Source organism: Streptomyces sp. NPDC006384 (genome assembly GCF_042870695.1).
Taxonomy (GTDB): domain Bacteria; phylum Actinomycetota; class Actinomycetes; order Streptomycetales; family Streptomycetaceae; genus Streptomyces.
Genome location: NZ_JBIAHR010000006.1, coordinates 162,697 through 173,501, shown reverse-complemented (window position 1 = coordinate 173,501; position 10,805 = coordinate 162,697). Strand labels below are relative to the sequence as shown.

Genomic DNA, 10,805 nt, shown 5'->3' with positions numbered 1-10,805 from the left:
GTGGTGCGGCCCCCCCCCGTCGGGGCGTGGTCCGGGGGGCGGCCCCGGGGGGGGGTGGGGGGGGGCGCCCCCCCGGGGGGGGGGGGCCCCCGCGGGGGGGGCCCCCCCCGGGCGGGGCCCCCCCCCCGCCGTTCGCGCGTCCGTACGTCCCGGGCTACGCCGCCTTCGCCTTGCTGGCGTACATGTCCACGTACTCCTGGCCGGACAGCCGCATCACCTCGGCCATCACGGAGTCGGTCACCGCCCGCAGGACGTAACGGTCGCGGTCCATGCCCTCGTAGCGGGAGAACTCCATCGGCTCGCCGAAGCGGACCGTGACCCTGCCCGGCCGGGGCAGGCCCGCGCCGCCCGGCTGGAGCTTGTCGGTGCCGATCACGGCGAACGGGACCACGGGGGCGCCGGTCATCAGGGTGAGCCGCGCGATGCCGGTGCGGCCCCGGTAGAGGCGGCCGTCGGGGGAGCGGGTGCCCTCCGGGTAGATGCCGAAGACCTTGCCCTCGTCCAGCACGCGGCGGCCGGTCATCAGCGCCGCGACCCCGCCCCGGCCGCCGTCGCGGTCGACCGGAATCATGCCGACGCCGGTGAAGAACCAGGCCATCAGCCGGCCCTTGAGACCCTTGCCGGTGACGTACTCGTCCTTGCCGATGAAGAAGACCTGCCGGTCGCAGGCCAGTGGCATGATCACCGAGTCGATGAAGGTGAGATGGTTGCCGGCCAGGATCACCGGACCGTCGCCCGGGATGTTCTCCATGCCCTCCACCCGTGTGCGGAACATCAGGCGCATGACCGGACCGAGCACTGCCTTGATGAGCGCGAAGCGGGACAACGGGTCCTCCGGTGTCGGGGATGCGGTATGAGTCTGTGCAGGTGAGGACATTACTCGCGGCCGTGGGGGTCGCGCACGCCGGTACACAGGTGTCTCACCCGCTGTTGACACGCGTTCACCTGCGGTGCCGGTGTCCGCGCGGCCGTGTCACGGGCGGCGGGATGTGAGGCAACTCGCGTCCGCACCGCCTCCACGGGCCTCGCGACTCCGTTCCGGGGGCCGCCGGCACCGCCCGGGTCCGGGCCCGCGGGACACGCCGGTACGCGGACCGCGTCCGGCCCGGATCCCCGGCCCCGACGGGCATTGCCACGGCGAGCACGGCCACCGATCGTGTACCCCGCCCCGGGCGGTCCAAGCCGACGAGGTGTCAGGCGCCCCGTCTCCCCGGCGTCTTGACCCCCGCTCGACACACCAGGTCACCCGCGTGTTCCGTCGGAGGTCTCCCGCTGGTCATGTACGCGCCCCTACGATCGGCCCGCACCGAAGGTCGACGGCGGGAGGGTCCGATGGGAACGCAGGAGTCGCAGGGGTCACGGCGGCAGGACGGACAGGCGGGCGGCGGCACCGGACGGCGGGCACTGCTCGGCGCGGCGGTGCTCGGCGCCGGCGGAGCCGTCCTGGGCCTGTCCGGCACGGCGGGAGCCGCCGACACCCGGCACGGCGCCGGGCACGGCGGACGCGGCGGCCTGAAGGGCCTGCCCGTGCCGACGGTCATCGGCCACCGCGGCGCCAGCGGCTACCGCCCCGAGCACACCCTCGGCGCCTACGAACTCGCCCTCGACATGGGCGCCGACATCGTCGAGGCCGGCGACCTGGTCCCCACCAAGGACGGCCATCTGGTCTGCCGGCACGAGCCGGAGATCGGCGGCACCACGGACGTCGCCGACCACCCCGAGTTCGCCGACCGCAAGCGCACCAAGCTGCTCGACGGCGTCTCCACCACCGGCTGGTTCACCGAGGACTTCACCCTCGCCGAGCTGAAGACGCTCCGCGCCACCGAGCGCATCCCCGCCAACCGCCCGCACAACACCCTCTACGACGGCCGCTGGGAGATCCCCACCTTCGAAGAGGTGCTGCGCTGGCAGAACGAGCAGACCCGCAGGCGCGGCAGGCAGGTCTGGATCTACCCCGAGCTCAAGCACCCCACCTACTTCCGCAAGCTGGGCCTGGGTACGGAGGAGCGGCTCGCACGGCTGCTGCGCAAGTACGGCAAGGACCGGAAGAACTCGCCCGTCGTCATCCAGTCCTTCGAGCCCACCAGCATCCAGCGGATGAACAAGCTCGTCGACAACCCCCTCGCCGTCCTGCTGTCCGGCGCGAAGAGCCGCCCCTGGGACTTCGTCGAAAGCGGCGACCCGCGCAGGGTCGCCGACCTGATCACGCCCGAGGGCCTGAAGGAGATCGCCTCCTACGCGCAGGGCATAGGACCCACCCTGGACCTGATCATCCCGCGCGACCCGGCGGGCCGGCTCACCGAGCCGACCACGCTCGTGCGCGACGCGCACCGCGCCGGCCTGATCCTGCACCCCTACACCCTGCGCAACGAGAACCCCTTCCTGCCCGCGGACTTCCGCAGGGGCGGCGACCCGGACGCCTACGGCGACGTCTTCGGCGCCTACCGCGCCTACTTCGCCACCGGCATCGACGGCGTCTTCACCGACCACCCGGACACCGGCGTACTGGCCCGCGAGGACTTCCTCGCCCGCTGAGGACGCACCACGGCCGCCGGACACCGGCCGCCCCGCGTCAACCGACGTACGACACCGCCCCGTCGGGGTGAGAGAAGGCCGCCCCGGGCAACCGTCGCCGGGGCGGCCGCGTCGCACCGCATATGACGTACGACCTGGTCACCACCCTGCGCCCGCTGCTCACCGCGGAAGTGTCGGCCGAGGCATATGCCTCCGGAGCCGATCCCGGAGACCTGGAACAGGCGGTCTGGCTGCGCCTCCTGGAACGCCTGGAGGCCGAGGGCCCGCCCCGCGACCCCCACCGCTGGCTGCGCAGGGCCGTTCGCACCGAGGCCCGCCGCACCCGCCGTACGTCCCGCGCCGAGCGGCCCTACGCGACCGAGCCCGCCGACGCCGCCGAACGCGGGCCGGAACAGCTCGCGCTGACCGCGGCACGCCACCGCGCACTGCGCGACGCGGTGCGCCGGCTGCCCGGCCGCTGCCCCCGCCTGATCGAGGCCCTGCTCTCCCCACGGGACCTCACCTACCGGGAGATCGCAGGGGAGTTGGGTATCTCACAGGGCAGTCTCGGCCCGGAACGTTCCAGATGTCTGGGATGTCTACGGCGATTGATGACACCGGAGGTTGCGGCCCGCTGAGGACGGGGATAGGAGTGGGGGACCACAGGTGATCAGGTGAGCGGGAGGCATGCGCACATGGGCATGAGCGTGACCATCTCGGCGGCGACCGGGCAGGATGCCGAGCAGATCTTCCGGCTGCAGTACCTCTGCTTCCAGAGCGAGGCGGCGCTGTACGGCAACTACCGCATCGACCCGCTCGTCCAGACCCTCGACTCCGTGCGCGAGGAGGTCGCCCGCGACTGCGTCTTCGTGGCGCGGCTCGGCGACGAGGTCGTCGGCTCGGTGCGGGGCCGGGTGACCGGGGACGGCGCCGCCTCCATCGCCAGGCTCTGCGTCCACCCCCGCCTCCAGGGCCACGGCATCGGCGCCCGGCTGCTGAGGGCCGCCGAGGCCGCCCTCGCAGAGGAGCACGGCGCCACGCGCTTCCGCCTGCACACCGGCCACCGCAGCGAGGGCAATCTGCGCCTGTACCGGCGGGTCGGCTACGAGACGGTGGGCACCGCCGAGGGCACGGACGGCGTCCCGATGATCGTCCTGGAGAAGCCGGCCGAGGCGTACGCCACGACCGCGTGAGACCGGCGCCGCCCGATGCCGCCCGGCGGTGTCAGGCGGCTTTCCGGTGCGGCGCGCTCCTGCGCAGCCAGTACAGCGCGGTCAGCGGCAGCAGCACCGGGATGAAGAGATAGCCCATGCCGAAGTCGGACCACACGGTCGCGTCGGGGAACACCGAGGGCTCGGCCAGCGTCCACGTCCCCACGGCCAGCACACCCACCAGCTCGGCGGCGCAGCACACCAGCGCCGCCCTGCGGGCCTTCTCCCCGCCGCGCACCAGCGTGTATGTGATGAAGCCGTAGACGACGCCGGCGACGGCCGACAGCGTGTAGGCGAGCGGCGCCCGGTCGAACTCGGTCGCGATCTGGTACGCGGACCGCGACACCGCGCCGACGACCATCACCCCGTACAGCCACACCAGCAGGATCCCGGGCCCGCCGGTCAGCCGGGTCCGGGCCGTCTTCTCCTCGGCCGCCGTCATCTCAGCCTCCCCAGATGTCATACAGCCGCACCTCGAGGACGGCGAGGACCACACCGCCGGCGGCGACCGTCACCGAGCCCCAGCGGGTGCGCTCGGCCAGCGACATGAACCCCGCCGCGGGAACACAGGCGAAGGCACCCAGCAGATACGCCACGAAGATCACCGTGCCCTGCCCGGGCTTCTCGCCCCGCCCCAGTTGCACGATCCCGACCACCAGCTGCAGCAGGACCAGCGCCGAGACCACGGCCATGCCGAGGAAGTGCCAGTCCTTCGTCGGCTGGTCACGGTAGGCCGCCCAGCCGCACCAGGCGGCGAGCAGCAGCGCGGCGACCGAGATCACCAGCGTCAGGACGTCAAGCATGGCAGCGACCCTATTACGCCCGAAACGGCCCCCTGCGCGCGGCCCCGCCCGCACCGCCCGGCCCGGGCGCCGCGGACGGCGTCGTAGGGTCGAAGGCATGAAGATCCATGCCCAGGCCCTCCTGTTCGACAACGACGGGACCCTCGTGTCCTCCATCGAGTCCGTGCTCCGCTGCTGGACGCGGTGGGCCGACGAGTACGGGATCACCCCCGAGGAGTTCGCGCGGGTCGAGCTGCACGGCCGGCCGGCCGCCGAGATAGCCGCCGACCTGCTGCCCGCCGGCGTCGTACCGGAGGCCGTCGCGCGGATCGAGCGGCTGGAGGTCGAGGACGTGCCCAACGGCGGCGTGCACCTGCTGCCCGGCACCCGGGAGTTCCTCGGCGCGCTGCCGGGCGACCGCTGGGCCGTCGTCACCTCGGCGACCCGGCGCCTCGCCGAGGCCAGGCTCGACGCCGTCGGCATCCTCCCCAAGACCCTCGTCGCCGCCGACGACATCACGCGCGGCAAGCCCGACCCCGAGCCCTACCTGCTCGGTGCCCGCGCCCTCGGCGTCGACCCGGCCGCCTGCGTGGTCTTCGAGGACGCCCCCGCCGGACTCCAGGCGGGCCGCGCCGCCGGCATGACCACCGTGGCGTTGGCCACAACCCACCGGGCCGGCGAACTCGACGCCGACCTGGTCGTCGGGGACCTCTCGGCCCTGTCCGTACTGGTCACCGACGAAGGCGTCGAGATCTCCGTACGGGACTGAGGCCGCGCCGCCCCCGACCGGGCACCGTCCACCGCCGTCCAGCATGCGGACACCGGTGTCCGTTCAGGGGCACCGGTCTGCTTTACTGATCGGCATGAGCACCACGAGCGACCGCACCCCTGCGACCGAGGCGACGACGACGCCCGGTGCTCGTTGTATGTGCTGTCGAATGCGCGCCTTCTAGAGGGCCCCCGCACCGCCTGAGCCTCGCGCCCCGAAGCGAGCGCCCGCTCATGTCCGCCCGCGCGTCCCGCGCACGCGGCCGAGCCACGCCCCGCGCACACGTTTCTCCCCCGGTCCCACCGCCATGGCGCACCGCCACCGCGAGAACCGTGCCGCGTTCCGAAGGTTCCCGAGGTTCCCCGAGACCCCCGAAGAACAACGCCCCGTGCCCGGCGCACACACCCGCGCCGCGCACTCGACAGTGACGGAAACCCACGTGATCACCACATCGGGCCTCACCAAGGTCTACCGCTCACGCGGCCGCGAGGTCACCGCCCTGGACGGCGTCGACCTGCACGTCCGCGAAGGCGAGGTGTTCGGCGTCATCGGCCAGTCCGGCGCCGGCAAGTCCTCCCTCATCCGCTGCGTCAACCTCCTGGAGCGCCCCACCTCCGGCACGGTCACCGTCGCCGGACAGGACCTCACCGCGCTGGCCGGCCGCGGCCCCCGCGCGGGCAAGGAGCTGCGGCAGGCGCGCAGCCGTATCGGCATGGTGTTCCAGCACTTCAACCTGCTGTCCACGCGGACCGTGCAGGACAACGTCGAACTGCCCCTGGAGATCCTCGGCAGGTCCGGGAGGGAACGTTCCCGCAGGGCGCTGGAGCTGCTCGACCTCGTCGGCCTCGCCGACAAGGCCGGGGCCTACCCCGCCCAGCTCTCCGGCGGCCAGAAGCAGCGCGTCGGCATCGCCCGCGCCCTGGCCGGCGACCCCGAGGTGCTGCTGTCCGACGAGGCCACCAGCGCCCTCGACCCGGAGACCACCCGCTCCATCCTCCAGCTGCTGCGCGACCTGAACCGGCAGCTCGGCCTGACCGTGCTCCTCATCACGCACGAGATGGACGTCGTCAAGAGCGTCTGCGACTCGGCCGCCCTCATGGAGAAGGGCCGCATCGTCGAGTCCGGCACCGTGAGCGACCTGCTCGCGACGCCCGGCTCCGAACTGGCCGCCGCCCTCTTCCCGGTCGGCGGCGAGCCGACGGGCGCCGACCGCACCGTCCTCGACGTCACCTTCCACGGCGAGGCCGCCACCCGGCCCGTCATCTCCCAGCTCTCCCGCACCTACAACATCGACATCTCGATCCTCGGTGCCGCCATCGACACCGTCGGCGGTCTCCAGATCGGCCGGATGCGCATCGAACTCCCCGGCCGCTACGAGGACAACGTCGTGCCCGTCGGCTTCCTGCGCGAACAGGGCCTGCAGATCGACGTCGTGAACGAGGACCGGCCCGCGCCGGTGAAGGAAGGTGCCAAGTGACCTGGTCCGAGATGCAGCCCCTGCTGGAGCAGGCGTCCTGGGAGACGCTGGTCATGGTGGGCTGGTCCACCCTGATCGCCGTCGTCGCCGGACTTCCGCTCGGCGTCCTCCTCGTCCTCACCGACAAGGGCGGTCTGCTGCAGAACGTCGTGGTCAACAAGGTCATCGGGCAGATCGTGAACATCGGCCGCTCGATGCCGTTCATCATCCTCATGGTCGCGCTGATGAGCTTCACCCGGTGGATCACCGGCACGACCATCGGCAGCGAGGCCGCGATCGTGCCGCTCGCCATCGGCGGCATCCCCTTCTTCGCGCGGCTCGTGGAGACCGCCGTGCGCGAGGTCGACGCGGGACTCGTCGAGGCCGTCCAGGCCATGGGCGGCAACACCTGGACCGTCGTCCGCAAGGTCCTGGTGCCCGAGGCGCTCCCGTCGCTGATCTCCAGCACCACGACCACGGTCATCGCCCTCATCGGCTACTCGGCCATGGCCGGCACCGTCGGCGGCGGCGGCCTCGGCGACCTCGCCGTCCGCGTCGGCTACCAGCGCTTCGAGACCGGCATGATGTGGATCACCGTCGCGCTCCTCGCCGTCGTGATCTCCCTCATCCAGTTCGCCGGCGACTACGCGGCCCGCTCCCTGCACCGCCGCGGCTCACGCTCGGGCACCGCCCCCCGGCTGCGGCTGCTGAAGGCCGGGAAGCCCGCGCCCGCCGACGTGAGCAAGGCCGTCTGACCCACCCAGACTCCCCGCCCTGCCGGGACGGGGTCGTACCACCCTTCAGGAAAGGCACTTTTCGTGCGTAACACCGCCAAGTTCACCACCGCCGTCCTCGCCGTCGGAGCCCTCACCCTCGGGCTCACCGCCTGCGGCTCGGACAAGGACTCCGCCGCCGGCACCTCCGGCCCGCTGGTCGTCGCCGCCAGCCCCACCCCGCACGCCGAGATCCTCCACTACGTCAAGGACAACCTGGCGAAGAAGGCGGGCCTCGACCTCGAGGTGAAGGAGGTCTCCGACTACATCACGCCGAACACCTCGACGGAGGACGGCTCGGTGGGCGCCAACTTCTTCCAGACCCAGCCGTACCTCGACGACTTCAACAAGAAGCGCGGCACCCACATCGTGTCCGTCGTCGACGTGCACCTGGAGCCCCTCGGCCTCTACTCCCACAAGGCGAAGAAGGCGGACGACCTGAAGAACGGCGCGACCGTCGCCGTCCCCAACGACACCGTCAACGAGGGCCGTGCCCTGCAGCTGCTCGCGGCCAACAAGATCATCACCCTCAAGGACGGCGTCGGCACCTCCGCGACCCCCGCGGACATCACCGCCAACCCGAAGAACCTCAAGTTCAAGGAGCTGGAGGCGGCCCAGACCCCGCGCTCCCTCGACGACGTCGACGCGGCCGTCGTCAACGGCAACTACGCCATCGGGGCCGGTCTGAAGCCCGCCGAGGACGCCCTCGTCCTGGAGAGCGCCAAGGGCAACCCGAACAGCAACCTCCTCGCCGTCAAGGAGGGCCAGGAGAAGGACCCGCGCGTCGAGAAGCTCGCCAAGCTCCTCACCTCGCCCGAGGTGAAGAAGTTCATCGAGGACAAGTACGACGGCGCCGTCCTCCCCTCCTTCTGACCCTCCCGGCCCGCCCGCCGCACCAGGGGGTCCGCCCGGCGGGAGCGGACCCCCGGTGTGGTTGAGTGCTCTGATGCTGCATGCTGGGCAGTTCAGCAGGGACCGAAGGTCACACAGGTTACGGAGCGGCGCATGACGAGCACCTTCCCCAACATCTCCATCAGCACGGAGCGGTTGGTGCTGCGCCCCCTCGACGAGGACGACGTGCCCGCCCTCACGGCGATGATGAACGACGAGCAGGTCGTCGCCTGGACCGACGTCCCCCAGCCCTTCACCGAGCAGAGCGCCCGCGCCTGGACCACCGGGTCCGCCCCCGCCGAGCGCACCACCGGCCGCGGACTCGTCCTCGCCGTCACCGAGTTCCTCACCCAGCGCCTGGTCGGCCTCGTCCAGCTCTCCCGGACCAACTGGCACGTGCGCTCCACCGAGCTGTCGTACGTCGTCGCCCCCTGGGCCCGCGGCGAGGGCTACGCCTGCGAGGCCGCCCTCGCCACCGCCCAGTGGCTCTTCGGCGACCAGAAGTTCGAACGCATCGAACTGCGCACCGCGGCCGACAACACCGCCGCCCAGCAGGTCGCCCAGAAGATCGGCTGCATCAGCGAGGGCGTCCTGCGCGGCGCCTGTATAGCGCGCGCCCGCGCCGACGACGGCATCTGGAGCGAGGTCCGCACCGACCTCATCGTGTGGAGCCTGCTGCCGGAGGACCTCGAGGGCGCGGGGGAGCAGCTGGCCGGCGGCGACGGTTTCACCGCCTTCACCGACTGGAACTGACCTGGAGGACGGCGGCGTCACCACCACGCCCCCAGGCCGCACCAGGTACCCTCACGGAGCCCGCCCGCGAGCGGATCCGCGACCACCCCCGCGAAGACCCTGGAGAACTGACGACGATGGCCGACCGGGTCACGGTGATCGGCTGGGACGGTTCACCGCTGTCCGCCGCGGCACGCGCGGCCCTGGGCGCCGCCACGCTGGTGGCCGGTGCCCCCCACCACCTCGCGCTCCCCGAAGTACCGCCCGCCGCCGAACGCGTCCGGCTCGGCAGCGTCGCCCTCGCCGCCCGCCGCATCGCCGCCCACCGGGGCACGGCGGTCGTCCTCGCCGACGGCGACCCCGGCTTCTTCGGCGTCGTCCGCACCCTGCGCGCACCCGAGTTCGGCCTCGAGGTCGAGGTCGACCCGGCCGTCTCCTCCGTGGCCGCCGCCTTCGCCCGCGCCGGCATGCCCTGGGACGACGCCCACGTGGTGGTCGCCCACCCCCGCACGCTGCGACGCGCCGTCAACGTGTGCCGGGCCCACACCAAGGTCGCGGTCCTCACCTCGCCGGGCGCCGGCCCCGCCGAACTCGGCCTGCTGATGGACGGCATCCACCGCACCTTCGTCATCTGCGAGGAACTCGGCACCGCCCGCGAACAGGTCACCGTCGTCACCTCCGACAAGGCCGCCGACCACACCTGGCGCGACCCCAACGTCGTCATCGTCGTCGGCGGCGTCACCGGCCCGGGCCCCGCGGCCGACGGGGGCGGCTGGATCGCGGGACGCGACCCCGCCGCCGGACCGCGCGGCTGGTCGCTGCCCGCCGAGGCGTACGGCGGCGGACTGGGCGAGGGCGAGACGGACCTGCTGCGCACGGCCCAGCTCGCCCGCCTCGGCCCGCGCCTCGGCGACCTCGTGTGGGACATCGGCTGCGGCAGCGGCGCCTTCGCCACCGAGGCCGCGCGCGGCGGCGCCGCCGTCATCGCCGTCGACCGCGACCGGGACGCCTGCGCCCGCACCGAGGCCACCGCACGGCACTTCGGCGTCCAGCTCCAGACCGTGCACGGCACCGCCCCGCACATCCTGGAGGACCTCCCCGAACCGGACGTCGTCCGCGTCGGCGGCGGGGGAGCGGCCGTCGTCTCCGCCGTCGCCGACCGCCGGCCGCAGCGCATCGTCGCCCACGCGGCCACCCGCGACGCGGCCGAACTCGTGGGCAGGGACCTGACGGAGCACGGCTACCGCGTCGAGTGCGCCCTGCTGCAGTCCGTCGGCCTGGACACCCGCGCCTGGACGGAGACGGAGCGGAGCGTCGCGTTCCTGCTCACCGCGGAGATCGTGCGGCGCCAGGCATCCCGCTGAGCGGCGCCGGCCGGCCGGTGGGCGGGGGAGCGAAGGGGACGGTCCGACCGCGCCCCGTGATCGGATCGTCGTACCGCGCGAGGTAGGCTGGCGGATTGTTGTACCGCGTCGGGACACCGGACGCTTCGTCGTCCGATGTCCTGAAAACCCGCCAGGTCCGGGGGCGGCGTGGTACGGCAGAACCGGAGGGGCGCGCAACGTGGCGCAGTCCACAGCGGACCGTCGCCGATCACGCTGTCGTGGCGGGGGAACGACCGCGACAATGCCACTGAATGGCTTTGTCGTCTTTTCCGGCAGGTCGTTCGTGCCGCGG

Annotated in this window: 12 protein-coding genes; 9 read left to right on the top strand and 3 right to left on the bottom strand. The window is 72.6% G+C overall.

Annotated elements, in window-relative coordinates:
• Positions 1 to 154: 154 nt before the first annotated feature.
• Positions 155 to 826, bottom strand: a complete 672-nt coding sequence (locus ACFYOJ_RS10050) for a lysophospholipid acyltransferase family protein (protein ID WP_356553929.1) — start codon at positions 824 to 826, stop codon at positions 155 to 157.
• 506 nt (positions 827 to 1,332) lie between these two features.
• Between ACFYOJ_RS10050 and ACFYOJ_RS10045 the strand changes: the two genes are divergently transcribed.
• From ACFYOJ_RS10045 to ACFYOJ_RS10035, 3 genes are all read left to right on the top strand, one after another.
• On the top strand, positions 1,333 to 2,535 hold the full coding sequence (locus ACFYOJ_RS10045; protein ID WP_356553931.1) for a glycerophosphodiester phosphodiesterase: 1,203 nt from the start codon (positions 1,333 to 1,335) through the stop codon (positions 2,533 to 2,535).
• A 122-nt stretch (positions 2,536 to 2,657) separates the two neighbouring features.
• On the top strand, positions 2,658 to 3,152 hold the full coding sequence (locus tag ACFYOJ_RS10040) for a sigma-70 family RNA polymerase sigma factor (protein ID WP_356553932.1): 495 nt from the start codon (positions 2,658 to 2,660) through the stop codon (positions 3,150 to 3,152).
• Between the two features lie 57 nt (positions 3,153 to 3,209).
• Positions 3,210 to 3,707, top strand: a complete 498-nt coding sequence (locus tag ACFYOJ_RS10035; protein ID WP_356554063.1) for a GNAT family N-acetyltransferase — start codon at positions 3,210 to 3,212, stop codon at positions 3,705 to 3,707.
• Positions 3,708 to 3,738: 31 nt separating this feature from the next.
• Here ACFYOJ_RS10035 and ACFYOJ_RS10030 read toward each other — a convergent pair whose 3' ends face one another.
• Positions 3,739 to 4,167 carry a hypothetical protein gene (locus ACFYOJ_RS10030; RefSeq protein WP_356554064.1) on the bottom strand — a complete coding sequence of 143 codons (429 nt, stop codon included), beginning with the start codon at positions 4,165 to 4,167 and terminating at the stop codon, positions 3,739 to 3,741.
• A 1-nt stretch (position 4,168) separates the two neighbouring features.
• Positions 4,169 to 4,528, bottom strand: a complete 360-nt coding sequence (locus ACFYOJ_RS10025; RefSeq protein WP_356553934.1) for a hypothetical protein — start codon at positions 4,526 to 4,528, stop codon at positions 4,169 to 4,171.
• A gap of 97 nt (positions 4,529 to 4,625) precedes the next feature.
• On the opposite strand from ACFYOJ_RS10025, the gene ACFYOJ_RS10020 reads away from it, so the two are divergent.
• The 6 genes from ACFYOJ_RS10020 to cbiE all read left to right on the top strand — a co-directional run bounded on the left by ACFYOJ_RS10020 (position 4,626) and on the right by cbiE (position 10,492).
• Positions 4,626 to 5,276 (top strand): HAD family hydrolase, encoded by a 651-nt coding sequence (locus ACFYOJ_RS10020; RefSeq protein ID WP_356553936.1) that lies wholly within the window; start codon positions 4,626 to 4,628, stop codon positions 5,274 to 5,276.
• Between the two features lie 439 nt (positions 5,277 to 5,715).
• Positions 5,716 to 6,753: an ATP-binding cassette domain-containing protein gene (locus ACFYOJ_RS10015; protein ID WP_356553937.1), complete on the top strand. Its 1,038-nt coding sequence runs from the start codon at positions 5,716 to 5,718 to the stop codon at positions 6,751 to 6,753.
• Complete coding sequence (locus tag ACFYOJ_RS10010; RefSeq protein WP_356553939.1) at positions 6,750 to 7,487, top strand: methionine ABC transporter permease; 738 nt, start codon at positions 6,750 to 6,752, stop codon at positions 7,485 to 7,487. The genes ACFYOJ_RS10015 and ACFYOJ_RS10010 overlap by 4 nt, the downstream gene beginning before the upstream one ends.
• A gap of 63 nt (positions 7,488 to 7,550) precedes the next feature.
• On the top strand, positions 7,551 to 8,378 hold the full coding sequence (locus ACFYOJ_RS10005) for a MetQ/NlpA family ABC transporter substrate-binding protein (RefSeq protein ID WP_356553941.1): 828 nt from the start codon (positions 7,551 to 7,553) through the stop codon (positions 8,376 to 8,378).
• A 132-nt stretch (positions 8,379 to 8,510) separates the two neighbouring features.
• Positions 8,511 to 9,149 carry a GNAT family N-acetyltransferase gene (locus ACFYOJ_RS10000; RefSeq protein ID WP_356553943.1) on the top strand — a complete coding sequence of 213 codons (639 nt, stop codon included), beginning with the start codon at positions 8,511 to 8,513 and terminating at the stop codon, positions 9,147 to 9,149.
• Between the two features lie 116 nt (positions 9,150 to 9,265).
• Positions 9,266 to 10,492, top strand: coding sequence for a precorrin-6y C5,15-methyltransferase (decarboxylating) subunit CbiE (gene cbiE, locus ACFYOJ_RS09995; RefSeq protein WP_356553945.1), 1,227 nt, complete (start codon positions 9,266 to 9,268; stop codon positions 10,490 to 10,492).
• The last annotated feature ends 313 nt before the right edge of the window (positions 10,493 to 10,805 follow it).

What these genes read in the sequence shown, in the direction of transcription:
- ACFYOJ_RS10045 (WP_356553931.1), top strand. Translation starts at nt 1,333, where the DNA reads ATGGGAACGCAGGAGTCGCAGGGGTCACGGCGGCAGGACGGACAGGCG.
- ACFYOJ_RS10040 (WP_356553932.1), top strand. Translation starts at nt 2,658, where the DNA reads ATGACGTACGACCTGGTCACCACCCTGCGCCCGCTGCTCACCGCGGAA.
- ACFYOJ_RS10035 (WP_356554063.1), top strand. Translation starts at nt 3,210, where the DNA reads ATGGGCATGAGCGTGACCATCTCGGCGGCGACCGGGCAGGATGCCGAG.
- ACFYOJ_RS10030 (WP_356554064.1), bottom strand. Translation starts at nt 4,167, where the DNA reads ATGACGGCGGCCGAGGAGAAGACGGCCCGGACCCGGCTGACCGGCGGG.
- ACFYOJ_RS10025 (WP_356553934.1), bottom strand. Translation starts at nt 4,528, where the DNA reads ATGCTTGACGTCCTGACGCTGGTGATCTCGGTCGCCGCGCTGCTGCTC.
- ACFYOJ_RS10020 (WP_356553936.1), top strand. Translation starts at nt 4,626, where the DNA reads ATGAAGATCCATGCCCAGGCCCTCCTGTTCGACAACGACGGGACCCTC.
- ACFYOJ_RS10000 (WP_356553943.1), top strand. Translation starts at nt 8,511, where the DNA reads ATGACGAGCACCTTCCCCAACATCTCCATCAGCACGGAGCGGTTGGTG.
- cbiE (WP_356553945.1), top strand. Translation starts at nt 9,266, where the DNA reads ATGGCCGACCGGGTCACGGTGATCGGCTGGGACGGTTCACCGCTGTCC.